Annotated in this window: 19 protein-coding genes; 10 read left to right on the top strand and 9 right to left on the bottom strand. The window is 40.3% G+C overall.

Features of this window, described 5'->3' with window-relative positions:
• Positions 1 to 80 precede the first annotated feature (80 nt).
• Positions 81 to 2,354, bottom strand: a complete 2,274-nt coding sequence (locus tag KTI78_RS07610) for a TonB-dependent receptor (protein ID WP_262445680.1) — start codon at positions 2,352 to 2,354, stop codon at positions 81 to 83.
• Between the two features lie 414 nt (positions 2,355 to 2,768).
• Here KTI78_RS07610 and tig point away from each other — a divergent pair, with 414 nt between their 5' ends.
• The 4 genes from tig to KTI78_RS07590 all read left to right on the top strand — a co-directional run bounded on the left by tig (position 2,769) and on the right by KTI78_RS07590 (position 7,189).
• The gene (tig, locus tag KTI78_RS07605; protein WP_016142259.1) at positions 2,769 to 4,103 is read left to right on the top strand and encodes a trigger factor; all 1,335 of its coding nucleotides are present in this window, start codon (positions 2,769 to 2,771) and stop codon (positions 4,101 to 4,103) included.
• 193 nt (positions 4,104 to 4,296) lie between these two features.
• On the top strand, positions 4,297 to 4,902 hold the full coding sequence (gene clpP / locus KTI78_RS07600; RefSeq protein ID WP_002114870.1) for an ATP-dependent Clp endopeptidase proteolytic subunit ClpP: 606 nt from the start codon (positions 4,297 to 4,299) through the stop codon (positions 4,900 to 4,902).
• 104 nt (positions 4,903 to 5,006) lie between these two features.
• On the top strand, positions 5,007 to 6,320 hold the full coding sequence (clpX, locus tag KTI78_RS07595; RefSeq protein ID WP_262445679.1) for an ATP-dependent Clp protease ATP-binding subunit ClpX: 1,314 nt from the start codon (positions 5,007 to 5,009) through the stop codon (positions 6,318 to 6,320).
• A 152-nt stretch (positions 6,321 to 6,472) separates the two neighbouring features.
• On the top strand, positions 6,473 to 7,189 hold the full coding sequence (locus KTI78_RS07590; protein ID WP_224992312.1) for a DUF2846 domain-containing protein: 717 nt from the start codon (positions 6,473 to 6,475) through the stop codon (positions 7,187 to 7,189).
• A 24-nt stretch (positions 7,190 to 7,213) separates the two neighbouring features.
• On the opposite strand, the gene KTI78_RS07585 is transcribed toward KTI78_RS07590, so the two are convergent.
• The 5 genes from KTI78_RS07585 to KTI78_RS07565 all read right to left on the bottom strand — a co-directional run bounded on the left by KTI78_RS07585 (position 7,214) and on the right by KTI78_RS07565 (position 13,160).
• On the bottom strand, positions 7,214 to 7,768 hold the full coding sequence (locus tag KTI78_RS07585; RefSeq protein WP_016142257.1) for a DUF2059 domain-containing protein: 555 nt from the start codon (positions 7,766 to 7,768) through the stop codon (positions 7,214 to 7,216).
• Between the two features lie 142 nt (positions 7,769 to 7,910).
• On the bottom strand, positions 7,911 to 9,437 hold the full coding sequence (locus KTI78_RS07580; protein ID WP_262445677.1) for a fumarate hydratase: 1,527 nt from the start codon (positions 9,435 to 9,437) through the stop codon (positions 7,911 to 7,913).
• Positions 9,438 to 9,666: 229 nt separating this feature from the next.
• Entirely contained in the window at positions 9,667 to 11,811 is a 2,145-nt protein-coding gene (pta, locus tag KTI78_RS07575; RefSeq protein WP_239968306.1) for a phosphate acetyltransferase, read from the bottom strand.
• 45 nt (positions 11,812 to 11,856) lie between these two features.
• Positions 11,857 to 13,059 (bottom strand): acetate/propionate family kinase, encoded by a 1,203-nt coding sequence (locus KTI78_RS07570; protein ID WP_182003074.1) that lies wholly within the window; start codon positions 13,057 to 13,059, stop codon positions 11,857 to 11,859.
• On the bottom strand, positions 13,041 to 13,160 hold the full coding sequence (locus KTI78_RS07565; protein WP_080649515.1) for a hypothetical protein: 120 nt from the start codon (positions 13,158 to 13,160) through the stop codon (positions 13,041 to 13,043). Before KTI78_RS07565 ends, KTI78_RS07570 begins: the two co-directional genes overlap by 19 nt.
• Before the next feature lie 657 nt (positions 13,161 to 13,817).
• Between KTI78_RS07565 and edd the strand changes: the two genes are divergently transcribed.
• From edd to KTI78_RS07540, 5 genes are all read left to right on the top strand, one after another.
• Positions 13,818 to 15,671 carry a phosphogluconate dehydratase gene (edd, locus tag KTI78_RS07560; protein ID WP_239974857.1) on the top strand — a complete coding sequence of 618 codons (1,854 nt, stop codon included), beginning with the start codon at positions 13,818 to 13,820 and terminating at the stop codon, positions 15,669 to 15,671.
• Between the two features lie 20 nt (positions 15,672 to 15,691).
• The gene (gene eda / locus KTI78_RS07555) at positions 15,692 to 16,321 is read left to right on the top strand and encodes a bifunctional 4-hydroxy-2-oxoglutarate aldolase/2-dehydro-3-deoxy-phosphogluconate aldolase (protein WP_016142253.1); all 630 of its coding nucleotides are present in this window, start codon (positions 15,692 to 15,694) and stop codon (positions 16,319 to 16,321) included.
• 185 nt (positions 16,322 to 16,506) lie between these two features.
• The gene (locus KTI78_RS07550; protein WP_016142252.1) at positions 16,507 to 17,865 is read left to right on the top strand and encodes a gluconate:H+ symporter; all 1,359 of its coding nucleotides are present in this window, start codon (positions 16,507 to 16,509) and stop codon (positions 17,863 to 17,865) included.
• Between the two features lie 17 nt (positions 17,866 to 17,882).
• Positions 17,883 to 18,395, top strand: coding sequence for a gluconokinase (locus tag KTI78_RS07545; protein ID WP_009390752.1), 513 nt, complete (start codon positions 17,883 to 17,885; stop codon positions 18,393 to 18,395).
• 167 nt (positions 18,396 to 18,562) lie between these two features.
• Positions 18,563 to 20,191 carry an NADP-dependent glyceraldehyde-3-phosphate dehydrogenase gene (locus KTI78_RS07540; RefSeq protein ID WP_224992307.1) on the top strand — a complete coding sequence of 543 codons (1,629 nt, stop codon included), beginning with the start codon at positions 18,563 to 18,565 and terminating at the stop codon, positions 20,189 to 20,191.
• 117 nt (positions 20,192 to 20,308) lie between these two features.
• On the opposite strand, the gene KTI78_RS07535 is transcribed toward KTI78_RS07540, so the two are convergent.
• On the bottom strand, positions 20,309 to 21,574 hold the full coding sequence (locus tag KTI78_RS07535; RefSeq protein ID WP_016142250.1) for a glutamate-5-semialdehyde dehydrogenase: 1,266 nt from the start codon (positions 21,572 to 21,574) through the stop codon (positions 20,309 to 20,311).
• Positions 21,575 to 21,873: 299 nt separating this feature from the next.
• Here KTI78_RS07535 and KTI78_RS07530 point away from each other — a divergent pair, with 299 nt between their 5' ends.
• Positions 21,874 to 23,187 carry an alpha/beta fold hydrolase gene (locus KTI78_RS07530; protein ID WP_224992306.1) on the top strand — a complete coding sequence of 438 codons (1,314 nt, stop codon included), beginning with the start codon at positions 21,874 to 21,876 and terminating at the stop codon, positions 23,185 to 23,187.
• Positions 23,188 to 23,242: 55 nt separating this feature from the next.
• Here KTI78_RS07530 and KTI78_RS07525 read toward each other — a convergent pair whose 3' ends face one another.
• On the bottom strand, positions 23,243 to 24,085 hold the full coding sequence (locus KTI78_RS07525; RefSeq protein ID WP_224992305.1) for a class I SAM-dependent methyltransferase: 843 nt from the start codon (positions 24,083 to 24,085) through the stop codon (positions 23,243 to 23,245).
• 373 nt (positions 24,086 to 24,458) lie between these two features.
• Positions 24,459 to 25,478 (bottom strand): beta-N-acetylhexosaminidase, encoded by a 1,020-nt coding sequence (nagZ, locus tag KTI78_RS07520; RefSeq protein ID WP_262445676.1) that lies wholly within the window; start codon positions 25,476 to 25,478, stop codon positions 24,459 to 24,461.
• Positions 25,479 to 25,660 lie beyond the last annotated feature (182 nt).

The raw sequence follows: 25,660 nt of genomic DNA, 5'->3' as shown, positions 1-25,660 counted from the left end.
CATTTGTAAAAATAGCCTCGTGATGAGGCTATTTTATATGAATTTCAATTAATTCCATAAATAAATTATGGAATTTAAACTTAGTACTTAAAGTTAATCGCTAAGACAGCATTACGACCATTACCTTCAAAAGCGTAGTGAGCTGCATGTGCACTTGTGAAATAACGCTTATCAGAAATATTATTGATATTAAGCTGTAAGTTTACGTTCTTGTTCACGTCGTATTTAGCCATCGCATTATAAATAGTATAGGTTGGCAAGTATTTTGGAGCAGTTGTGTTCACAAAAACTTGATCACGATATTCAACACCGGCACCTAAAGTCAATTGAGGCATAACTTTATACGTAGACCATAAAGTTGCGCTGTTTTTTGCTACGAATGGAAGCGGTTTACCTTCTTGAGCAACGGCATTGTATGCAGCTTCAGTGATTTCGCTATCTAAATAGCTATAGCCTGTAGATACATCCCATTTGTCAGTAATCTTTCCGTTCAAGCTAATTTCAAATCCATCAACTTTACTTTTACCTGCATTTGCAGTTGTTGTAGGATCGATTTGGATGCGAGTATTTTGCTTTTCAGTACGGAAAACTGCTGCTGTTAAGTTCGCACGATTATTAAACAGGTCCCATTTTGTTCCAAGTTCAAAAGTACGAGCTTCTTCTGGTTTTAGATCATTTGCACTCGCACTTGCAGCACCTGAGTCGCTAATAGAATCTGAACCTGTATCACCTTCAGCGAGCACACCTACTGGGTTTGCTGACGTAGCATAGCTTAAATAAATACTACCATCTTCTGTTGGTTTAAAAACTAAACCAGCTTGGTAAGAGAAGTAATCTGTATCACTTTCTAGTTTATCGCCAGCTTTATGAGGTGTACGTCCACCTACGTCTTTATTGTATTTTTTCTCAGTGTCAAATTTATCCCAACGAACACCTAAGTTAAGTAACCATTGTGGATTAAATTCGATACTATCTAAAGCATATACGCCTACATTATGACTACGAGTGGTCGATTGTGCTGTAATAGTTCCACGTTTGTCTGTGAATGCGCCATTTCCTGGATTATTTAAACTCGTACACCAGCCATTTGCTACAGCAGCAGCTGAAGTACAGTTAGTGTCTAAAATGGTTGAGGTAGTTTCACCAGCAGCATTAGTAAATGTATGTACACCTTGGTCAGTCTCTTGGAAGCTCCATTCAGTACCGACATTAAAAGAATGCTTTAATGAACCAGTATTAAATTTACCTCTTAAAGAAAGTTGATCGCTATAAGCATCACTATCCAAAATACGACTTAAAGCACGACGAGCGATTGTGCCTCTATAGATATTACCATTTGAATCATCAGCATTTGTGTAAACATAATCAGATTTAGACTTGTTGTAAGTTGCTATATTCGACAAAGTAAGATTTTCATTAAAGTCATGTTCTAGCTTAAACGTACCAATATGATTTTCGCGTTTGTCGAAATCACGTGCTTTCCAGCCATAATAGGTACCCGCTTTTACATCAACAGGTTTGCCATTTCCAGGATTTGCAATCACACCTGTAGGTGTTTTTGTAGGATTATTAAACGGAATACCTGCATCAGGTTCATCATTACTACGTAAATAGTAGTAGCTCAGTGTTCCACGAGTTGCAGTATCTAGGCCAAATGCAAGACTTGATGCAATACCGGCACGAGCATATTCGGCACCGTTACTTTGACCAGCTTTTTCATTTTCATGGCCCATAATCACAACACGACCAGCAATGCCATTTCCAAAGTCTTTGTTGGCATCAAGCTGGATATGACGATAATTATCAGTTCCGCCTTGAACACTGCCTTGGTATACGTCGCCTTCATGAGCAACTTTAGGGATTAAGTTAATACTTCCACCAACGCTACCACCGCCACCAAGAGCAGAAGAAGAGCCTTTAATCACTTCAACTTGTTCAATCGCAAACATATCGCGGTTTTGAGACGTTGTATTACGAACACCATCAACATAAATAGAAGACTGACCGCTATAACCACGAATATAAGGCATATCGGTAAATGGTGTACCACCTTCACCTGCACCTAAAGTAATGCCTGGCTCATAGCGTAAAGCTTCGAGAAGGGTATTAGAGTTTGTATCTTTAATTAATTTTTGAGAAAGAATAGAGACTGATTTTGGTGTGTCTTTGAGAGGAGCCACGAATTTAGAGTTTGCTGACTGATCTACTTTTAAAGATTCTTCTTGAGTCGCTTGAGTATGAATCGTCGGTAATTGTGAAACTGCTTCTTGTGCCATAGCTGTTGTTGCAATCATTGATAGCGATGAGGCTATTGCAGATGAAACAATTTTTTTACGTGTTCTAATCAAAGACATGACTTCAGGACTCTAAAGCTAAAAGGTTATGCGAATAATAATAATTCTTATTTATATGTACAGTTTGTGTTAATTGGATTTGCCAATTGAATTATGAAGTGAAAATGAATAATTAAATGGTGAATTGTACTTTTATGTAGCTAATCTACTGATTATTAGTCATTGTTTGTTAAAGCGATTAAAATCAAACTTTAATTGTAATTTTAGATTTATAAAGAATAGCTAAAAAATTAGTTTTACTTAAGGCTTTATGAAAAATATTTAAAGAATCATAAAATTACTGTGAAATTTCTTGGAAAAATAGCATTCACTTATAGTAAGTGATCGGTTAATTTTGTATATCTGGAAAGTTGTCATATAATACAGCACTTTTTTAAAAACTGTTCCTACTAACTAATTTTTATCGAGGAAGCCATGCAAGTAACGACTGAAGCGGTTTCGGGCGTTGCCCGTCGTTTAAATGTGTCTGTACCGACGAGCCGTATTAACGAGCAATTTGAAGCTCGTTTGAAGCGCACTGCCAAAACTGTGAAGATCAACGGCTTCCGTCCAGGTAAAGTACCTGAAAACGTTGTTCGTCGCGAATACGGTGCAAGCATTTATCAAGAAGTTGTGAATGACATCATTCGTGATAGCGTTTTTGAAGCAATTCAACAAGAAAAAATCAATGCGGTAGGTATGCCGAACATTGAGAAAGTTGAACATAAAGAAGACGCTTTAGTTTTTGAAGCAACTGTAGAAGTTTATCCAGAAGTTGCTGTACAAGCATTCGATACTTTAGAAGTTGAGCGTAAATCAGCTGAAATCAAAGACGCTGACGTTGACGCTATGATCGAAAACTTGCAAAAACAACGTCAAACTTGGGCTGTAACCAAGGGCATGGCGAAAAAAGACATGCAAGTGACTTTTGACTTTGAAGGCACTATCGATGGTGAGAAGTTTGAAGGCGGTTCTGCTGAAGACTTTAAACTTGTGTTAGGTTCAGGTCGTATGATCCCTGGCTTCGAAGACGGCATCATCGGTATGAAAGCTGGTGAAGAGAAAGTAATTGACGTTACTTTCCCAGAAGATTATCAAGCTGAAAACTTGGCTGGTAAAGCAGCTCAGTTCAAAATCACTGTGAAGCAAGTTGAGAAATCAAAACTTCCAGAAATTGATGCTGAATTCTTAAAAATCTTCGGTGTAACTGAAGAAGAAGGCATTGAGAAGTTAAAAGCTGACGTTCGTAAGAATATGGAACGTGAAGTTCGCAATGGTTTACGTAACCAAGTTAAACAAGCTGCTTTTGATGCACTTGTTGCTGCGAACGAAGTTGAAGTTCCAAGTGCAATGGTTGCTCAAGAAATTGACCGTCAACGTCAACAAATGGTTCAACAGTTCACTCAACAATTTGGTGGTGCAGGCGCGCAATCTTTTGATAAGAGCATGCTTCCTGACGAATTGTTCAAAGAACAAGCAGAGCGTTCTGTTAAGCTTGGCGTATTGGTAAGCAAAGTTTTAGCTGATGCTAAACTTGAAGTTGATCAAGCTCGCGTTGATGCTTACATTGACGACATGGCTTCTTCTTACGAAGATCCAACTGAAGTGATCGAATACTTCAAAAATGATGCTCAACAACGTGCTCAAATCGAAGCAGTTGTATTAGAAGATCAAGTTGTTGATCACATCTTAGCTGGTGCTAAAGTGACTGACAAAGCTGTATCTTATGATGACTTATTGAAAGAACAACAAGCTCGCCGTATGGGCTAATCTTTTAAGAAGTCAGAAAAAGGCGCCTCGGGCGCCTTTTTTGTTTTTCTTTATGTGGTCAATTTGAGTGCGACATTAAGTACTTAGGTATAAATAATATAATATTTCAGTGCGAACCTTTTGCAATTTGAGAAATTATCCCGCATATTGTTGCCATAGGTTAAGTCACAAAAAATTTAGGAATAAATAACGTATGTATGTTCCAACAATTGAAAATGCTTTAGTTCCTGTTGTGGTTGAACAATCTTCTCGCGGCGAACGTTCTTTTGATATTTATTCACGACTTTTACGTGAGCGCGTCATTTTTCTGACAGGTGAAGTTGAAGACAATATGGCAAATTTAATCGTTGCCCAAATGTTGTTTTTAGAAGCTGAAAATCCTGATAAAGATATCCACCTTTATATCAACTCTCCAGGTGGATCTGTGACAGCAGGTATGGCTATTTATGACACGATGCAGTTTATTAAACCTGATGTCGTGACATATTGTATGGGCCAAGCTGCTTCAATGGGTGCATTCTTATTAAATGCGGGTGCTAAAGGCAAACGTTATTGTTTAGAAAATGCCCGTGTCATGATTCATCAACCATTGGGTGGTTTCCGTGGTCAAGCATCGGATATTGAAATCCATGCGCGTGAAATTCTCTTTATTAAAGAACGTTTGAACCGCTTAATGGCAGAGCACAGTGGTCAAGACTATGAAACCGTTGCTCGTGATACTGACCGTGATAACTTTATGACAGCTCAAGCTGCTAAAGAATATGGTCTGGTTGATCAGGTGTTAAGCAAGCGTCCATAAGGACCTTTTATATAAATAACTTGAGATGTTGAAAAAGATCTCCATTTAGTTATTTATGCAGTGCATCTTGCCCTAATATTTAAGATTCTATTTGTGGAGTGAATATGTCCGAACATCCTCAAGGACAAAAACATTGTTCATTTTGCGGTAAAACGCAGTCTGAAGTCGGGAAACTGATTGCGGGTGAGGACGCATATATTTGTAATGAATGTGTGGATGTCTGCTTAGACCTCGTACAAACCAGCCAGCAGGTTGAAGCAGGTGACTGGGCGAGTAAGGCATTGCCAAAACCACATGAAATACGTGCTGCGCTTGATCAATATGTTATTGGTCAAGATCTTGCCAAAAAGACACTCTCTGTTGCGGTTTATAATCATTATAAACGTTTAAAAGTTGGTCATAATGGCCATGTGTCTAAAGAAGTAGAAATTGCTAAAAGTAACATTCTACTGATTGGACCAACTGGTTCAGGTAAAACTTTACTTGCGCAAACATTAGCTCGCCTTTTAGATGTTCCATTTGCAATGGCAGATGCAACAACATTAACCGAAGCAGGTTATGTGGGTGAAGATGTTGAAAATATTGTACAAAAGCTTTTGCAAAAAGCAGACTACGATGTAGAAAAAGCTCAGAAGGGCATTATCTATATCGACGAAATTGACAAGATTACTCGTAAATCTGAAAACCCGTCAATTACGCGTGATGTGTCTGGTGAAGGTGTACAACAAGCATTATTAAAAATGATTGAAGGTACTGTTGCTTCGATTCCTCCTCAAGGTGGTCGTAAGCATCCACAGCAAGAGTTTATCCAAATCGATACCTCAAATATCTTATTTATTTGTGGTGGTGCATTTTCTGGTTTGGAAAAAATTGTACAACAGCGTCAAGAAAAAGGCGGCATTGGTTTTACAGCTGACGTTAAAAACAAAGATGAAACCAAAAAACTTGCTGAATTGTTCCGTCAAGTTGAGCCAACTGACTTAGTGAAATTTGGTTTAATTCCAGAGTTCATTGGTCGTTTACCCGTGATTGCGACGCTTGAAGAGCTGGACGAAGAAGCTCTAATGCAAATTTTGACTGAGCCAAAAAATGCATTAACTCGTCAGTATCAATATCTTTTCACTATGGAAAATGTTGATCTGATCTTTGAAGATTCTGCATTGCGTGCTGTTGCTAAAAAAGCGCTTGAACGTAATACGGGTGCGCGTGGTCTACGTTCTATTATGGAAAACGTACTGCTTGAAACTATGTACGATTTACCAAGTCGTACAGATGTTGGAACAGTCATCATTAACGAAGCAGTCATTAAAGGTGAAGCAGAGCCTGTTTATCAAGCTGAGCGCCAACCTAAAGAAGCTGCAACGCATGAAAGTGTTGCTAAGGCAGATTTAAAGGTAATTGATTCGAAGTCTGCATAGATTTCATTCATCTAAAAAGCATGAATTGCGCTAGTGATTCATGCTTTTTTTGTTTTCAATTTATATGGGTAGTGTTAATCTTAAAAATACAAAATACGCATAGTTTTGCGTTGTAAAAAATAAATCAAAAACAAAACGCTTTGAGGGATGCCATGCGTTATTTAATCGTATCTTTGTGCTGTGCCGGACTGTTTGTAGGCTGTCAAAGTTCATCTCATTTAGAAAAAAATCCGAGTGAATTGACCGCGACTCTACCTAAAGTTGATGTTGAAAAAGAACCTGGTTTATTAGATCAATATCATTTAGGCGGTTTTACAGTGGGAGGGTGGGTCAACCAAAAGCTAGGCCAGACATTTGCTCCAATCAAACCACAAAATGAACAAGCTGCTGTAGTTTATCTATATCGACCAGACACGAAATGGAATCGTCAGGAAATCGCAGCGATTAATCTCTTTGTGAATGGTAAGCGCATTCCGAGTCTATTACATAATCATTATTACTGGATTGAGTTACCCGCAGGAACCTATCGTCTTTCTGCGAGTCGCCCTTTACTTGGTATCCATTTTCAAGAACCAAAATATATTGATATCACTGTTGAGTCGGGAACGTCTTATTATTTGAAATATGATGAAGAAAATAAAATGGACCGAAGTGAACATACTGGCCCATTTATGTTAATGCAAGACAACATTGGACGTAGAGAGATAGCATTTACCGAGCTTAAATCTTCTAGCTATAATTTTGTGGCTGAAGATGCTTCAGGAAAAATACGCAATAAACCACAAGAATTAAAGCCAGCCAAATATGATGAAAAATCAGATGTACATCTGATTAAGCCATTTAAATTATGGAATCCTTTAACTTGGTAATGAGCTAAAAAAGATAAAGAAAAGTTAAGACTTTTCTTTATCTTTCATTAATGGTGCAATAATTTTAAGCATCTCTTCTTGCATATGATCTCGTGCTTTAGGGTCATTAAATGTCTGCTGTCCCAATTCCATCATATATTCTGAAATTTGCCCCATAATCTGTACGTTCTTACGCGTAATTGATTGGCCTTCTGGGGTTTTTAAAAATTTCAGATTAGCCTGAATTTCCTCTTCAGTATAAGTCTTAAGGTAAATATCCTGTAAGGCTTGAGTGGTTTTAGGATTGCTAATGAGCTGATTGCTCGAATCCTTTAAGAGTGAACCTAGCTTCTTCGCGGCCTCTTTTTCTTTTGGGCCTAAAGTTTTAATACCCGTGATATTACTAACGATCTGTTCTGCTTGTTGATCATAGTAAGGCGTTAATTCATTAATTGATTCTTTAAGCAGATAATCAATCTGGCTCATTTGCATGAGTTCTTTAACTGAACTTAACTTAGCAGGAGACGCAAATAAGCTTGTGGTGATACAGCTTAGACAGAGGCTGATTGAAAGATTTTTAAGAAGAGGGCGAATAGTCATGAAATGACCTATATTCAATATATGGCGAGTGGGTGCTTTCATTAATAGCACAGATTGACGAAGTAATTGTTACAATTCTTTTCAGATTTTAAAATAAAAAAAGAATGCATAAAAAAAGCACCGAATTCGGTGCTTTTCTTCATTAGCCAGCGGCTGCATCGACTACTGGAATTTTACCAATTTTCGCTTGCCAGATTTTTGGAGCTACTGCATGAATTGAAGTACCGTTTACATCAACTGCAACAGAAACAGGCATATCTTCAACTACGAATTTGTAGATTGCTTCCATACCTAAATCTGCAAACGCAACAACTTCAGCTTCACGAACAGCTTTCGATACGAGGTAAGCTGCACCACCAACTGCCATTAAGTAAGTTGCTTTGTTGTCTTTGATTGCTTTAATTGCTGTAGGACCACGGTCAGCTTTACCGATCATACCGAATAGGCCAGTATGTTCTAATACTTTACGTGTGAATTTATCCATACGTGTTGCAGTTGTAGGACCAGCAGGACCAACAACTTCATCACCCACTGGATCAACTGGGCCAACGTAGTAAATAAACTTACCTTTAAGATCAACTGGTAATTCTTCACCATTATCGATCATTTCAACCATACGTTTGTGAGCAGCATCACGACCTGTGTACATTGTTCCGCTAAGAAGTAATGTATCACCCGGTTTCCAAGAATCCATTTCTTCTTGAGTAATGGTATCAAGGTTTACACGTTTAGACTGTGAAGAGTCCCAAGTTACAGAAGGGTAGTCTTCAAGTTTTGGTGCTTGGATATGAGCTACACCTGTACCATCAAGCTGGAAGTGAGCATGACGAGTAGCAGCACAGTTAGGAATCATACCTACTGGTTTACCAGCAGCATGACATGGGTAATCTTTAATTTTAATATCAAGAACAGTCGTTAAACCGCCTAGGCCTTGAGCACCAATACCAAGTGCGTTTACTTTTTCAAAGATTTCGATACGAAGTTCTTCGATCTTGTTCTCTGGTCCACGGCGAAGTAATTCGTCCATGTTGATTTCTTCCATGAGCGCTTCTTTAGCAAGCATCATGGCTTTTTCAGCAGTACCACCAATACCAATACCGAGCATACCAGGAGGACACCAGCCTGCACCCATAGTTGGAACAGTTTTAAGTACCCAGTCAACAATCGAATCAGATGGGTTAAGCATCGCGAGTTTAGATTTGTTTTCTGAACCGCCACCTTTAGCAGCAACAGTAATATCTACTTTATTACCCGGTACGAGTTTGTAGTGGATTACAGCAGGGGTATTATCTTTTGTATTTTTACGACCAAATGCAGGGTCAGCAAGTACAGATGCACGAAGAACGTTGCTGTTTTCAAGGTAACCTTGGCGAACACCTTCATTTACCGCATCGTCTAAACTCATTGTTAAATCAAATTTAACATCTAAGCCCACTTCAAGGAAAACGTTAACAATACCAGTATCTTGGCAAATTGGACGATGACCTTCCGCACACATGCGAGAGTTAATTAGAATCTGTGCAATTGCATCCTTTGCGGCTTTGTTTTCTTCGCGATCATAAGCACGGCTCATCGCTTGGATAAAGTCTTGCGGGTGATAGTACGAAATAAACTGTAGGGCGTCCTTGATCGATGTAATCAAGTCATCTTGTTTGATAATCGTTGTCATACCAGAAAATCTCTTGAGCGGGCTGTTAGCTAGCGGGCTAAATTATATGACAAAAAGACAGCGTTGTGGGAGATTGGTTGATCTTTTGACCGAAAGTCGCATAAGAAGATTTGAAGTGATTTAAACGTAAGAAATCAGAAAAATTATTTATTTTTGAGTGATTAAAATAAAAAAAAGCCATTTGAGCGGACATCAAATGGCGAGAGGTAGTAAAGGTTAATTATATTAATTATTTGGCAGCAGCTTGTTGCTCTGCCTGAATTGCTGTTAACGCAATGGTAAAGACGATGTCATCTACCAATGCTCCACGAGACAAGTCATTGACTGGTTTGTTGAGGCCTTGCAGCATTGGTCCAACACTCACAACATTTGCAGCACGCTGTACTGCTTTGTAAGTGGTATTACCCGTATTTAAATCTGGGAAAATAAATACATTGGCACGGCCAGCAACACGTGAGTCCGGTGCCTTTTGACGTCCCACACTTTCAACGGAAGCTGCATCGTATTGAAGTGGACCATCAATCAGTAAATCAGGGCGGCGTTGCTGAGCAATTTGAGTTGCTTGCTGTACTTTCTCTACATCCGCACCTGTTCCAGAAGTACCAGTTGAGTAGCTGATCATGGCAATACGCGGGTCAATTCCAAATGCTTTCGCTGAGTCAGCAGACTGAATTGCAATTTCAGCCAATTGTTCTGCTGTAGGGTCTGGGTTAATCGCACAGTCGCCATATACATAAACTTCATCTGGCAAAAGCATAAAGAATATAGATGAAACAAGTGAATATTCAGGTGCTGTCTTGATGAGCTGGAATGCTGGGCGGACTGTATTTGCTGTGGTATGTACCGCACCTGAAACTAAACCATCCACATGATCTAGGGCTAACATCATAGTGCCAAGCACTACAGTATCTTGAAGCTGTTCTTTAGCTTGTAATTCGTTGAGTTTACCTTTACGTAGCTCAACCATTGGTGCAACGTATTGATCACGAATGCTATCAGGATCAACAATTGCCAATTCGGCAGGTAATTCAATACCGCGTGCTTTTGCAACATCGTGCACAGCATCGGGCTTAGCTAACAAAATACAGTCAGCAATACCACGTGCCTGACAAATTGCCGCAGCTTGAATGGTGCGTGGTTCATCACCTTCAGGTAGCACAATCCGTTTTTTCGCTGCAATCGATTTTTGCACCAGTTCATGACGGAAAGCCGATGGCGACAGGCGAGGGGTAGTGGCATTGTTGCTATGCTGCTTAAGCCATTCAACATCAATATGACTTGAAACAAATCGGGTCACTTGCTCAGCACGTTCGGTATCGTCAGTCGGAATTTCATTGCCAAAATTAGATAAACGCTGTGCAGTTTCAAGTGTATTTAAACGGGTATGTAAAATCGGCAAACCTTGTTTAATTGCACTTTGACAAAACTCTAAAAGCTCAGGTGCTGGTGCTTCTCTTTCGGTAAGAACTAAACCAGCTAGAGGAATACCATTGCTGGTTGCCAAACTACTTGCAAGTAAAACATCTGTACGCTCGGATGCGCTAATGATCAATTCACCTGCAATGAACTTATTCAGTTCATATTCAATGCTTGAGGCAATTAAACTCGAATGCAAAATACGACGTGTTTTAGCTTCACCTTGATGTACCCATTGCCCATCAATGACATTTGCAATATCAAGTGTTCTTGGTACGCTCAGTGTATTACTAAAAGGAACAAGTCCAATAATTGGTAAATCGCTAGAGCCGAAATAACGATTATATTTTTGCAGTTCGCTCGTAAATTTTGCGATTTCTTCGGTTGGTCGTAACGATGGATCAAACGCAACAGGAATTTGTGCTGTTTCTTCAGTTAATCCACGGGTACGCATAAATAGTACACCCGCAGTACGATTTGACGCTGCTCCACCAAACTGGCGTAAATGCGCATCTACTTTTTCTGCGGCTTTTTTCGGGTTTTGAATATCTGCTGTACTGACCAATACGACTTCTGCATCAAGTGCTTGTGCAAGACTGGCGTTGAGCTCACTGGCGAAGTGGTCTTGTCCGTTTGGTAATAAGCCTTCCACAATAATGACATCATGGTCTGCTGCAATGCTGCGGTGGAGGCTAACCGCTTCTTCAAGTAATTCATCTACTTCGCCAGCGGCAATAAGCTGAGTTAATTTTTCATGCGAAATAGATTGAACAGTTTTACTTTGAAATAAATGACCAAATAATGAAGTGGTTCGGTCAAGATGCTCTTGGTCTTCTTGAGAAAATGGTTTTAAAAAGCCTGCTTTAATCCCGTTACAATCAAGTGCGTAAATCATACCTAAGCAGGCAGAGGTTAAGCCAACCCCTTCGCCTGTAGGAATCAATAAAATTGTATTCATATAAACCTATAAATAAACGAATATCGAGTTTTAGCTAAGCTCTAATTAAGCAAGGCTTGCTACAGATGCTGTATTTTCTGCTGCCTCAACAACTTGACGAGTTTCTTTAGCAATACGGCCCTCTTCATCTGTAGGAATGACCCAAATTTGAGGCCCTGTTCCATTGTCGATTCGTCCTTCAGTGCCACGTTTTAGGTTGTTGTTTTGATCTTTATCAAGCTGCAAACCAAAATGAGGTAAATACGCTAAGGTTTTTTCACGAATATAGGCTGAGTTCTCACCAATACCACCAGTGAAGATTAAGCCGTCTAATGTTGGTAAACCACAGCTTAAGGCTGCAAGTGATTTTGCAAGGCGATAACTAAAGACTTCGATTGCAAGAGCGGCATCTTCATTGCCATTTTCGGCAGCTTCAATCACTGTGCGCATGTCATTAGATAGTTGTGATAAGCCTAGTAAGCCACTTTCGTTATTTAAAACCTTATCAATTTTTGCTAAGTCCCAACCGAGGTTTTTCGCAAGGAAGCTATGTAAGCTTGGATCAACATCACCACTGCGTGTTCCCATCACCACACCTTCAAGTGGAGTAAGGCCCATAGAGGTGTCAACACTTTGACCATTCCATACTGCGCAAGTTGAACTACCGTTTCCTAGATGGGCTGTTAACCATCCACCTTTTTTCAGGTTACCTGCCAGCTCACTCGCTTTATCAGACACATAAGCATGGCTTGTACCATGGAAGCCATAACGGCGGACGTTGTGGTCAGTATATAAAAACTTAGGAATTGCATAACGATATGCATGCGGTGGCATAGTTTGATGGAATGCTGTGTCGAATACTGCAACTTGAGGTAATTCAGGAAAAAGGCGTACGGTTGCGTCAATACCAATTAAGTGTGCTGGGTTGTGAAGCGGTGCTAAAGGTGTCGCAGCACGAATACGTTCAATAATTTCAGGAGTGAGTAATTCTGCTTTGGTTAAACTACCACCGTGTACAACACGATGTCCGATTGCTTGCGGTTTATAGTTGGCAAGACGTGCAAGTAAAGTTTCTAAAGCTTTGGCATGGTCAGCATAGGGAATTGAAAGTTCAAGCGGTTCACCACCGACTGTAATCCCCTTAATACGAGCATCAGCTGCCCCTAAGTTTTCTGCTAACCCGTAAATACGGTCTTCACGACGCTCTGAAACTAATGCGTATTTAATTGATGAAGAGCCGCAATTGATAACTAATACTGATGTAGCCACGTTGAAATACCCAAGTCCTGATTTAAAATAGTTTTCCTAACTTCCTGTTCAAGATGTATTATTTTTTGATACAGATTGAACGGGCTATCATGTTTTAACATGTGTTGTTTTTCTGTCCAAGATAGACTTTAGCCCATTAGACTTAAGCACTATCGACCATCAAATTATTTATAACTAATATTCGGTCAGTATAAAACTTAACCACGTGTTTCTTGTTTTTTTATATACGTAGAAACGAGTTTTTTGTTTATATTTATGAAGAATAAATTCAAATAAAATAGGGCAGGTAAATGCCAAGGATCAATCGTTTATTGAATAGGTGGGTTATCTCTTTAAATTAAATTTTAAGCATATATTACAAATAATATACGTAAGTGAAATTAAGTTTGAATGAAATTTAAGAGAATTAAAAAGTACTAAATATAGTTTTATAAGTGCTAAGAATTCGTATGAAAAGACCATTATCTATATATGGTTGAATGTATTTCATTATATTGATATTGCGATAATTTTACCGTATTTTTTGAGGTTTGGTTTGCGTGTAAATATACCTAAATATTAATAAGTATTTTGTCTAAAATATAAGCTTGTTGGGCCTTTAAAGCTTGTGCTGAGGCTATTACAGCTATATTGATTGGGGTTGCATGTCGCTTTTTGCCTGAATAATATTGTTCATCCTTTTTCAAATGATTATAAGAAATATATCATTTGGTCTATTTTTATATTCCGGCTTATCCGGTTGTACAGGAGCGTCCAGCATGGACTTGCCGAACCCTATATTGGCAAAAGTTACCGAGCGTGTAATCGCACGTAGTCAAAAAACTCGTTCTGCATATTTACAACGTATTGAACATGCACAAGGCAAATTTCCTGCTCGTGGAGCACTTTCATGTGCCAATCTGGCTCATGGTTTTGCCAGCATGGACGATAATGAAAAATTAATTATTAAAGTAGGTCGTGAGCCAAATATTGGCATCGTATCTTCATATAACGAAATGCTTTCGGCACATGCACCTTATAAAACATTTCCAGATTTAATTAAAACAGCCGCTCGTGAGAATGGTGGCGTGGCACAGTTTGCAGGTGGTGTTCCTGCGATGTGTGACGGTATTACCCAAGGTAATGCTGGCATGGAACTGTCATTGTTTTCTCGTGAAACTATTGCGATGAGTACCGCAATTGCGTTGTCTCATAACATGTTTGACGCAGCACTGTGTCTAGGTGTTTGCGACAAGATTGTGCCAGGCTTACTGATTGGTGCTTTGCAGTTTGGTTATTTGCCTACTATTTTTGTGCCAGCCGGCCCAATGACCAGTGGGTTATCTAACGATGAGAAAGCTAAAATTCGTCAGCAATTTGCAACGGGTCAGGTTGGCCGAGATGCTTTGCTAGAAGCTGAGTCAGCTGCTTATCACGGACAAGGGACTTGTACTTTTTACGGTACAGCCAACAGTAACCAGATGCTAATGGAAGTCATGGGCTTACATTTGCCAAGTGCCGCATTTGTCCATCCTCACACACCATTACGTGATGCCCTTACCGCAGAAGCTGCGATTCGTGTACTGGATTTAACAGTTGAGCGCGGAAACTATACGCCGATTGGTCATGTGATTGATGAAAAAGCCATTATCAATGGCATCGTGGCATTGCTTGCGACAGGTGGTTCAACCAACCATACTTTGCATTTAATTGCGATTGCTCGTGCAGCTGGCATCTTGATTGACTGGGACGACTTTGATGAGTTGTCTGCTGTTGTTCCATTGCTTGCAAAAATCTATCCAAATGGTAAGGCTGATGTAAACCATTTCCAAGCTGCGGGTGGAGTGGCTTTCCTCATTCGTAACTTACTTGAAGCTGGTTTATTGCATAACGACGTAACCACAGTGGCTGGTAAAGGCTTGCACCATTACACCAAAGAACCAAAACTGATTGATGGCAAACTGACTTGGGTTGATGGTGTGGTTCAGAGCCTTGATGACAAAGTTTTACGTAGTATTGACGCGCCGTTTCAACCAGATGGTGGCTTGCGCTTAATGCAAGGCCGTCTTGGCCGTGGCGTAATCAAGATTTCTGCTGTCGCGCCAGAACATCGTAAAGTTAAAGCACCAGCAATTGTGTTTGATTCACAAGAAGCGGTGCAAGCTGCGTTTGATCGTGGTGAGTTGCACCGAGACTTTATTGCAGTTGTTCGTTTCCAAGGTGCTCGTGCAAATGGTATGCCTGAATTGCATCGTTTGACGCCTGTGTTAGGTGTTTTACAAGATCAAGGTTTCCATGTTGCTTTAGTGACTGATGGTCGTATGTCCGGTGCTTCAGGCAAAGTTCCTGCGGTGATTCATTTATCTCCAGAAGCCTTATTAAATGGGCCGATTGCTAAAGTTCAAACAGGGGATATGTTAATCATTGATGCTGAGGCTGGCGTGCTCGATGTTGAAATAGATGACGATGTATGGCGGTCACGACCTGTTGCACAGCCAGAACATCAGGCAGAAAACGAAGTTGGCTTTGGCCGTGAATTATTTGGTGTTTTCCGTGCTGCTGCTGCGCCAGCTGAACATGGGGCATCTGTATTTGGTGCATTGGTTGGTGAAAATTCACCAGAGCAGATTTGAATCAAAGGAACTGAAAAATAATGATTAAAATTGAAGATATCGTCAAATTAGGTCCAGTCATTCCCGTATTGGCATTTGATTCTGCTGAGCAAGGTGAGGATGTATCACGTGCTTTACATGCGGGTGGTGTAAAAGTCCTTGAGATTACGTTACGTACCGCTGCTGGTCTTGCTGCTATTGAGCGTGCAAGCCAGTTGGCAGATGACATTGTGGTCGGTGTAGGTACGATTACTAAACCAGAACATTGTGCTCAAGCTAAAAAAGCAGGTGCTCAATTTGGTGTATCTCCTGGTTTAACTAAAGATTTACATTTGGCTGCACAAGATGCAGGCTTACCTCTATTGCCTGGTGTGATGACACCAAGTGACCTGATTCAGGCAATTGAATTGGGTTATGACATTGTAAAATTCTTTCCCGCTCAACAGGCAGGTGGCGTTGAGATGCTAAAAGCATTTTATGGTCCATTTCCAAACTTACGTTTTTGTCCGACTGGCGGAATTACTGCAGAGTCAGCACCGGATTTCTTAAAGCAACCCAACGTGGTTTGTGTAGGTGGTTCATGGTTAACACCTAAAGCTACTGTAGCTGCACAAGACTGGGCTGAAATTACTCGCTTGGCACAAATTGCGAGCCAGTTGAGAGCACCGTAGATGTAGTCGATATTTATAAAAAATGAAGTGCATTTTATGTGCTTTAAAGGCTGTATTGATGTGACCAGTTTGTGTTGGTCACACCTAAATATAAAAATTTAATGTCTTAACAGTAGGAATTACTGTGGTTGAAGACCTTTGTTTAGGCAGTGTGCCTAAATAATTATTCCAAGGAGAAGTGTCCCATGGAGACGGTTCAGGGTGGTATGTTACTGATCTACACTGTAATCGCGATTATTGCTTTAGTGGTCATGATCGCGAAGTTTAGAATTTATCCATTTCTGGTTCTCATTATTGTTTCACTTGGTTTAGCTTTAGCTGTTGGCATGCCAATGGGCGATATTGTTAAGTCATATGAAGCTGGTACTGGTAAAACCCTAGGCCACCTTGCGATTGTAATCGCATTAGGAACGATGCTCGGCAAAATGATGGCTGAGTCGGGTGGCGCAGAGCGAATAGCGATTACCCTCATTAAATGGTTTGGTGAGAAAAATATTCACTGGGCCATGATGTTTATTGCCCTTATTGTTGGGCTTCCCGTATTTTTCGAAGTTGGTTTCGTTCTACTCATTCCAATTGCATTCAACATTGCGAAGCGAACAGGCAAATCCTTACTGGTTGTAGGCTTGCCAATGGTTGCAGGTTTGTCGGTTGTGCATGGCTTAATTCCACCACATCCAGCTGCATTGTTGGCAGTACAGGCTTATCATGCTGATATCGGTAAAACGATTGCTTATAGTCTGATAGTGGGTGTGCCAACAGCTATCGTCGCTGGGCCATTGTATGCACTTTGGATCAATAAATACGTCAAATTGCCTGAAAATAATCCTTTAGCAAAGCAGTTTGTTGAAGCAGATGCTAGTAAGACACGTGAATTACCAAGTTTTGGTATTACCTTATTTACGATCATGTTGCCGGTTGTATTGATGTTAATCGGTAGTTGGGCTGATCTTTTCTTTGCACCACAAACTTTCGCAAACGACTTGCTACGTTTCATCGGTACTTCTGATATCGCATTGCTCATTGCAGTATTGGTCAGCTTTATTACTTTCGGTACGATGCAGGGCTTTAACCGTGAACAAATTGAAAAATTCTGTGGCGGATGTTTAGCTTCTATTGCTGGGATTATGTTGATTGTAGGTGCTGGTGGTGGTTTTGGCGGCATTTTGCGTGACACCGGTATTTCTAATGAGATTGTTTCTACAGCTTTGAAGGCAAATTTATCGCCGTTATTGTTGGGCTGGTTCGTTGCGGCATTAATTCGGTTGGCAACAGGATCGGCAACGGTTGCCATGGCTACAGCTTGTAGCATTGTGGCTCCAATTGCAGCAACAGCAGGTGTTGCGGTTAGACCAGAACTTTTGGTACTTGCCACAGGTTCAGGTTCATTAGTTTTCTCACATGTAAATGACGCAGGATTCTGGTTAATCAAAGAATATTTTGGTATGACAGTAGGTCAGACACTCAAGACTTGGTCAGTATTAGAAACGATCATTTCGGTGTTGGGTTTATCTTTCACGCTACTGCTTAGCACTATTTTATAATTAAAGGTGAGTAATCCATGATTGTGATTGCAATGGGTGTCTGTGGAACAGGTAAAACCCTAATTGGTGAATTGTTATCAGAGCGTTTGGCTTGTGAGTTCCTTGATGGCGATACGCTTCATTCAGCTGCAAATAAAAGTAAGATGAGTCAAGGCATTCCCTTAACTGATGAAGACCGCTTGCCATGGTTACAAGCAATTCGTCAGGTCATTGAAACCAAACAGAGAGATGGTGAAACGGCTGTATTTACATGCTCATCTTTAAAGCGGATGTATCGCGATATTTTAAGAGGGCAGGACCAGAATGTTAAGTTTGTCTACTTAAAAGGTTCTTATGAGTTATTACAGCAACGACTTGCAGAAAGATCAGGTCATTTTTTTGACCCAGCGTTGCTACAAACACAGCTAGACACATTAGAGGAACCTGATGTGAATGAAGCTATTGCTATTGATATTGCTCTCACACCAGAACAGATCATTGAACAAGTCATCCAGAAGCTAGGGGTGACTGATAGTGTGTGTCGGGGGTAAATTCATCTAGAAAAGTTATCAACGCTTTAAGATATTCACCTTGTGGTTAACGGTTCAAGCAAGGTGAGTACGGATAATAATAGTGATATTGACCCGAATAAAACCTGATTACAGTGGAAAGTTCGGGAATATATAAAAGACATACGAATAATAAGGTATTAAGAAGAATGAATCAGTTAAATAATCTACAGCATAAATTCCCAGTAGTGGACAGTATTCCTGAAAGTGTGCGTCTACCCTCCCAAATTCATCAGCGTGTCTCATTAGTGGATGGTGAATTGAAGCTATGGGCTGGTGCAACCAAGAAAACATTATCTCCAATCTGGATTCAGCAGCCTGACGGTAGCCTACAGCAAGTTGAACTTGGTAGTTATCCAGTCATGGGTGAAAAAGAAAGCGATGAAGCACTAGAGGCAGCGGTACGGGCTTACAATAATGGTCGTGGCGAATGGCCAATGATGAAGGTGAGTGAGCGCATTGCCTGCATGCAAAATTTTATTCAGCGCATGGTAGAGCAACGAGATCTAATTATTAAGTTGATCATGTGGGAAATTGGCAAAAGCTTGGCGGATTCAGAAAAAGAGTTTGACCGTACAATTACCTACATGCGTCAAACGATTGATGCTTTGAAAGATTTGGATAATGCCAACTCTCGCTTTGTCATGGCTGAAGGTACGATTGGTCAAATCCGTCGTACTCCACTAGGTGTCGTGCTGTGTATGGGACCATACAATTACCCGCTGAACGAAACCTTTGCGACTCTGATCCCAGCCATGCTGATGGGTAATACCATCATTTTTAAACCACCTCAATTTGGGACCTTGTTGTTTGAACCGTTGCTTGAAGCATTCCGTGATTCATTTCCAAAAGGTGTGATCAATACTATTTATGCGCCAGGCTCTCTAGTGGTACCCCATCTACTGGCATCTGGGCAAATTAATGTATTGGCGCTGATTGGTTCTAGTAAAGTAGCTGATCATTTGAAGAAGCAACATCCTAAATCTCACCGTCTGCGTGCGATTTTGGGGCTGGATGCGAAGAATGCAGCCATTATTCTGCCGGATGCCGACTTAGATCTAACAGTGAAAGAGTGTCTGTTGGGTGCATTGTCGTTTAATGGCCAGCGTTGTACCGCACTCAAAATGTTGATGGTACATCGCTCAATAGCCGATGAGTTTGTTAGCCGCTTAACGGCTGAACTGGCTAAACTTAAAGTAGGGATGCCTTGGGAAAAAGGTGTGTTTATTACTCCGTTACCAGGTATGCACCGTACGACCTACATGACCGAAGTCATTGAGGATGCCGTGGCTAAAGGGGCAAAAGTAGTTAATCCGGAAGGCGGTGAATTCTGCAAAACGATGTTCTATCCAGCTGTAGTTTATCCAGTGACTGAGGGGATGAGGTTGTATCGCGAAGAACAGTTTGGTCCAGTGATACCAGTCTCTGTTTATGATGACATTGAAACTGTGCTGGACTATGTCACTACTTCTGATCATGGTCAGCAGGTAAGTATTTTTGGTAGTGACCCTGAGCAAATTGGTCACTTGGTTGATCCGCTAGTTCATCAGGTTTGTCGTGTGAACATCAACTGTCAATGTCAGCGCGGCCCTGATGTGTTCCCATTTGGTGGTCGTAAAGATTCTGCGGAAGGTACATTGTCTGTGCATGATGCGCTTCGTGCATTCTCGATCCGTTCAATGATTGCTGCTAAACAGACAGATGACAGTAAGGGCATGTTGGCTTCTATGGTGTCTGAGCACTATTCTAAATTTGTGAATACGGACTTTATTTTCTAATAAATATACGAACAAAAAGCCACCCTTCGGGCTGGCTTTTTTATAGTGACTCATAACTCGAGTAATAAAAAACGCCTGAAATTGATCAGGCGTTTTTATTTGAACTAATAAATTTAATTATTGGCGAATTTGTCCGTCACCTAACACAATCCATTTTTGTGAAGTTAAGCCTTCTAAACCCACTGGGCCGCGGGCATGGATTTTATCGGTGGAGATACCAATTTCGGCACCTAAGCCATATTCAAAACCATCAGCAAAACGAGTTGATGCATTGATTACGACTGAGCTTGAATCTACACGAGCCAAGAACTGACGAGCTAAAGTGTAGTTTTCAGTCACAATTGCATCGGTATGATGTGAACCATATTTGTTGATATGGTCAATTGCTTCATCAATCCCGCTCACTACTTTAACTGCAAGAATTGGCCCTAAATATTCGGTGTACCAATCTTCTTCTGTCGCAGGTTTTACAGAGGCACCCAAAATGCGGCGTGTTTCTGGACAGCCACGTAACTCAACTTGTTTTTCAGCATACAGTTCAGCAATGTGCGGTAAGAAAACGTCTGCAATTTTTTCATCAACCAGCAAGGTTTCCATCGCATTACAAACGCCATAACGATGTGTTTTGGCATTTAATGTAATTGGTAATGCTTTTTGCAAGTCTGCCTGTGCTTCAACGAATACATGGCAGTTACCATCAAGATGTTTAATGACAGGAATACGCGCTTCGTTGGTTACACGCTCAATTAAGCTTTTGCCACCACGTGGAACAATGACATCTACATATTCAGCCATGGTAATAAGCTGACCAACAGCTGCACGGTCAGTGGTTTCAATGACTTGTACTGAATGTTCAGGTAAACCAGCAACTTTTAAGCCATGTTTAATCGCTTCTGCGATTGCTTTATTTGACTCAAGTGCTTCTGAACCACCACGTAAAATAATGGCATTGCCCGATTTAATCGCTAAAGATGCAGCTTCAAGGGTTACGTTTGGACGTGATTCGTAAATCATACCAACGACACCTAAAGGTACACGCATTTTTCCAATTTGAATGCCTGTGGGGCGATATGCAAGATCAGTAATTTCCCCAATAGGATCGACAAGTGCAATCACATCTTTTAAACCTTGCAACATGCCTTTAATACGTGCAGGTGTAAGCTCAAGACGATCAAGCAGGGCGCTGTCGAGCTGGTTGCTACGACCTTTATCCATGTCGATTTGATTCGCTGCCAAAATAGCTGCCTGATTATTTTCTAAAGCAGTATAAATAGCAGAGAGCGCATGATTTTTTAGTGAGGTAGAAGCACTTGTGAGGACACGAGAAGCCTCGCGTGCTTGTTGCCCAACTTTTTGCATATATTGTTCAATTGAATCTTGCATAGCATTTTTTAATCATTTACCAATGACTACGATAGTAGCAGTCAAATGCGGAACAATGAATGGCTTTTTTTCAAAAATGTGACCGCTATAAAAAAACATTTAAATATTTTGCAAACTATTAGCGGCTTAAACAGGATGAGCGGTCAATTCAGCGATTGCGTATATTTCAGACAATTGTTTAGAATGTTATTGTGCAATACAAACAAATACAAATTTTAAAGATTTGTGCATAAAAGATTACGTGTTCAAGAAGGAACTCTTGCAGCATAAAAAAATTACAGCAAGGAGGAAGCAAGGATATGAATTCCATTATTCAAATGGATTCGGAGATCAACCAAGCTTATGCCGGTTTTGGCTTTTTCGATATCTACCATAGAGATAGTTTTAAACGACCTGCTCGTACAACATGGATCGACGGCTGGAAAATTGAATATATGGCAATTGCCGATCCAAAAACGATTCACAATACGCCAATTGTGATTGTGGGCGGTGCTTTCCAGAATTTTAATTCTTATAAATATTGTGTTGAACAATTATTTGAAAGTGGTCCGGTTATTTTAATCGATTTACCTTCGATGGGTGCAAATCAGCAAATTACCAATCGCGACACAGGAGTATCTGCAGGTACTTTAGAACTGCCTGATTTATCTGAAATGTTAGGACGTTGGTTAGATATCGTTGGAATACAAAAAGTTTCTGTCATGGGAATGTCCTTGGGCTCAGTCATTGCTTCTTGTTTTGCTCATCACCGCCCAGATTTGATGGATCGTATGATCTTGATGGGGGTTATGCAAAAGACTCGTAAAAGTTGGCGAATGATTTTGGAAGAGTCGCTCAAACTCATGCAAGAAAACCGCATGGAAGAGTTTGGGCAAGCTGTAATTTTGTATTTAGTTAATCATGCAAAATTAGATAAAACTCGTATGTCACCAACAGCAAAAAAATTATTTTTTAGACAAATGGCTGAGTTTACGGGCACTGAGCGAGAACGTTATGAAATTAACTGTAATCGTCTTTTGCGTTTAACGGATGTGCCTATTCCAGAGTGCAAAACGTTGATTGCAGCAGGGCAATACGACAGCTTTACTTTGCCTCATGAAAATGCGAACTTTGCGTTGCAATGCCCTGACATGGAATTTGCACTGATCGCAAATGCAGATCATGTACCTCAGTTGCAGCGTCGTAAAGAAACCATGAGTTTGTTTACTTCATTCTTGAAAGGTGAATCTATCCAGCATCTGGATGGTATTATTCCTATGACACGTGAACAAATGCAAAACATGGAACGCCGTGGTGAAGAGCGAGTTCGGGTTTTGCAGCCAAAAACTCAACTGACTCACCGAGAGTGTGATGTGCAGGTACCTGTAACAATTGTTGATGTTACTTTCTTCGGTATGTATTTAAAAATGGATGATGTTTCGCAGCTTAATTTTGTAAATGATCATCCACGTGATTTGGCACTACATTTAGAAGATGAAGAGGGCGGTTTTGCAATTGAGTGCTTGATTTTTGAAAGTACCGAGCAGGGTATTCGAGCTTTATTTAAACATGGTAGTTTTGAACTTGCTGACCGTTTAAGTCGTTTTATTGCTCGTCAAAAACAAGCAGTTTAATAATATAGTTATAGATGGAAGCTCGTTTATTTCGAGCTTCCATTTTTTATATTCGTTATTTTATTTGCGAGTGTATGGTCCAGACCAAGTCCCCTAAATGTTGCTCATGAGCATCAGAGGAAATTTGTCCAAAAAATATTTGAGGTTGTTCAATCGTAATTTGCTCAAATTCTGTATCTTTAAAAAAGTCTTTAACTTCTTGTGGGCTTTTGAAATGAAAACTAAAAGAGCTTCGAGACATGAGTTTAAGTAACTTACTGCTGTTCCAGATAATGCTCGCAAGTTTGTTTTTAACTGGTTCAGGATATAGGTCAGTTAAATAGTGAAACTTTTTAAAAGACGAACCATAGTGCGCAATTGATTGAATCAGTTGTTTTAATAAATCTTTATCGAAATAGTTAATCAGGCCTTCACTAATTACAACCAGTGGGCGGTTCGGTTCAAATACTTCAAATGCTTGTGCAAAGGCTTCTGTAAATAAATCAACTGATAAAACTTCAGGTGCATTTTTTTCAATTTGCTGCAATGCACTTTGTTTGGTTTGTGCCATATCGGGTAAATCAAGCTCTCGATAGGTAATCGAAGGGTAATGCTGTCTAAACCACCAACCACGTGGCGATAACCCACATGCTATTTCTAAAACTTGTAGATCAGGATTTTCTTGAATGAGTTGTTCTAAGTGATGATCAAGCATGGTGTGGCGTTGTTTGAGTGTGGTACGCATGCTACCGCCGACATATTTCTCAGCCCAAGATTCTATTGGATGAACCAAATACGCTAGTGATTTGCCTTTGGTTGTGGCAAGTGCTTCATGAGAAATCCCCATTTGATACCAGATATACCCCGTATAGTGGGCAGTAAAAGAGATGTGGCGGTGTTTTGAAAGTTGTTGTGTCATTCGTCCTGAACTCGATTTATTGTTTTTGTGTGATCTTCATTATTTGTAACTATGAAGAGGTTTTACTGCATTGATGTTGAATGAACCTTTATGACGGAATCCTGTCAATTAGGTTGGCATTCTGGGATAAACTTTCAGTTGGAGTTACTTTTCTTTCGGGAAAAGTAACCAAAACCTGAGGTGCGAATAGCAAAGATTAATTATCTTTGCCGTACCGTAAAACGAAAGCTATGCTTGAGTAAAATACTACGCACTTCGTTTGTCTTGCGCAATGCGAAAGCGCTAACGCTTTTGCATTGCTCAGGTTGCGTATGACTTAACCGCGTATCAGATAGTGAATAGGTTTTTGTAGCCAATTAAAATTTTTACTAACTTAAATCGAATTTTTAAAATCTTCAATGGCGGTTTTGACAGCTTGCCACTCATTTCCAAGCGATAAAGTTTCACCAATCTGAATTTGTGGAATTTTTCCACGCATGCGTTCTAAACGTTCTTGGTTTGGTAGCTCTAAATCTGTAATACCTTCAAGTGCTGTGCAGGCTGCACTTCGGTCATTACACACGAGTCCCATATCACAACCAGCTGCTAGAGCGGCTTGAATACGTGCATCTGCACCGCCGGCTACACATGCAGCCTGCATGCTTAAGTCATCAGAGAAAAGTACGCCATTAAACTTCAGGCGATTACGGAGAACTTCTTGAATCCAGAAAGGCGAAAAACCTGCCGGATTTGGGTCAACTTGATCATAAATCACATGTGCTGGCATGAGTGCATCAAGCTGGGGCATAAGCTTAATGAAGCTTTGCATATCATGGTTATAAATTTCATCATAGCTACGACTGTCGATTGCAGCTGCTACATGTGAGTCAGCTTTTACAGAACCATGGCCTGGGAAGTGTTTGCCCGTGTTTGCCATTCCAGCTTTTTTCATGCCTTGCATAAACGCGCCAGCAAGTGGTGCGATATCCTCAATATTTTTAGAGAAGCTGCGGTCGCCAATCACGTCACTAATTGCATTGAGATCTAAAACGGGTGCAAAACTAAAATCGATACCGACAGCAAGTACTTCAATTGCCATGAGCCAGCCACATTTTTCAGCCAGTTCAAGTGCTTTTTGTGGTTGAGTTAAATACAACTCTCCGAAACGGCCCATAGCTGGTAATAGAGTGAAACCTGATCTTAGACGCTGAACTCGACCACCTTCTTGGTCGACAGCAATCAAAATATCGGGACGAATTTGACGCATATGGTCGGTTAAAGCACGCACTTGTTGTGGAGATTCAATATTTCGTGCAAATAAAATCATGCCACCGACTTGCGGAGCGCGTAATAGTTCAATATCTTCTTGAGTAAGTTCTGTGCCGGCGATGTCCAGCATCAATGCGCCAATCATATTGGTTCCATTTGAATTTTGATTGAAAAACAATAAGCGAATTTTGCAATGTTTTGCTACATTTTGTCAGTACAGAATATGATAAAACTACACGGTATAAACAATTTAGTTGGTTAAGATTTTGAATCTGCTTAGTTCATATCGAAAACAGAGCGTGTAAGATAGGAACACCCAAGGAAGTA

This window comes from Acinetobacter sp. WU_MDCI_Abxe161, assembly GCF_025514355.1.
Classification (GTDB): Bacteria; Pseudomonadota; Gammaproteobacteria; order Pseudomonadales; family Moraxellaceae; genus Acinetobacter; species Acinetobacter pittii_E.
The sequence above is the reverse complement of the archived record's forward strand: the minus strand, read 5'-3'. Positions and strand labels throughout refer to the sequence as shown.

What these genes read in the sequence shown, in the direction of transcription:
- KTI78_RS07610 (WP_262445680.1), bottom strand. Translation starts at nt 2,354, where the DNA reads ATGTCTTTGATTAGAACACGTAAAAAAATTGTTTCATCTGCAATAGCC.
- tig (WP_016142259.1), top strand. Translation starts at nt 2,769, where the DNA reads ATGCAAGTAACGACTGAAGCGGTTTCGGGCGTTGCCCGTCGTTTAAAT.
- clpP (WP_002114870.1), top strand. Translation starts at nt 4,297, where the DNA reads ATGTATGTTCCAACAATTGAAAATGCTTTAGTTCCTGTTGTGGTTGAA.
- clpX (WP_262445679.1), top strand. Translation starts at nt 5,007, where the DNA reads ATGTCCGAACATCCTCAAGGACAAAAACATTGTTCATTTTGCGGTAAA.
- KTI78_RS07590 (WP_224992312.1), top strand. Translation starts at nt 6,473, where the DNA reads ATGCGTTATTTAATCGTATCTTTGTGCTGTGCCGGACTGTTTGTAGGC.
- KTI78_RS07585 (WP_016142257.1), bottom strand. Translation starts at nt 7,768, where the DNA reads ATGACTATTCGCCCTCTTCTTAAAAATCTTTCAATCAGCCTCTGTCTA.
- KTI78_RS07580 (WP_262445677.1), bottom strand. Translation starts at nt 9,437, where the DNA reads ATGACAACGATTATCAAACAAGATGACTTGATTACATCGATCAAGGAC.
- pta (WP_239968306.1), bottom strand. Translation starts at nt 11,811, where the DNA reads ATGAATACAATTTTATTGATTCCTACAGGCGAAGGGGTTGGCTTAACC.
- KTI78_RS07565 (WP_080649515.1), bottom strand. Translation starts at nt 13,160, where the DNA reads ATGTTAAAACATGATAGCCCGTTCAATCTGTATCAAAAAATAATACAT.
- edd (WP_239974857.1), top strand. Translation starts at nt 13,818, where the DNA reads ATGGACTTGCCGAACCCTATATTGGCAAAAGTTACCGAGCGTGTAATC.
- eda (WP_016142253.1), top strand. Translation starts at nt 15,692, where the DNA reads ATGATTAAAATTGAAGATATCGTCAAATTAGGTCCAGTCATTCCCGTA.
- KTI78_RS07550 (WP_016142252.1), top strand. Translation starts at nt 16,507, where the DNA reads ATGGAGACGGTTCAGGGTGGTATGTTACTGATCTACACTGTAATCGCG.
- KTI78_RS07545 (WP_009390752.1), top strand. Translation starts at nt 17,883, where the DNA reads ATGATTGTGATTGCAATGGGTGTCTGTGGAACAGGTAAAACCCTAATT.
- KTI78_RS07540 (WP_224992307.1), top strand. Translation starts at nt 18,563, where the DNA reads ATGAATCAGTTAAATAATCTACAGCATAAATTCCCAGTAGTGGACAGT.
- KTI78_RS07535 (WP_016142250.1), bottom strand. Translation starts at nt 21,574, where the DNA reads ATGCAAGATTCAATTGAACAATATATGCAAAAAGTTGGGCAACAAGCA.
- KTI78_RS07530 (WP_224992306.1), top strand. Translation starts at nt 21,874, where the DNA reads ATGAATTCCATTATTCAAATGGATTCGGAGATCAACCAAGCTTATGCC.
- KTI78_RS07525 (WP_224992305.1), bottom strand. Translation starts at nt 24,085, where the DNA reads ATGACACAACAACTTTCAAAACACCGCCACATCTCTTTTACTGCCCAC.
- nagZ (WP_262445676.1), bottom strand. Translation starts at nt 25,478, where the DNA reads ATGATTGGCGCATTGATGCTGGACATCGCCGGCACAGAACTTACTCAA.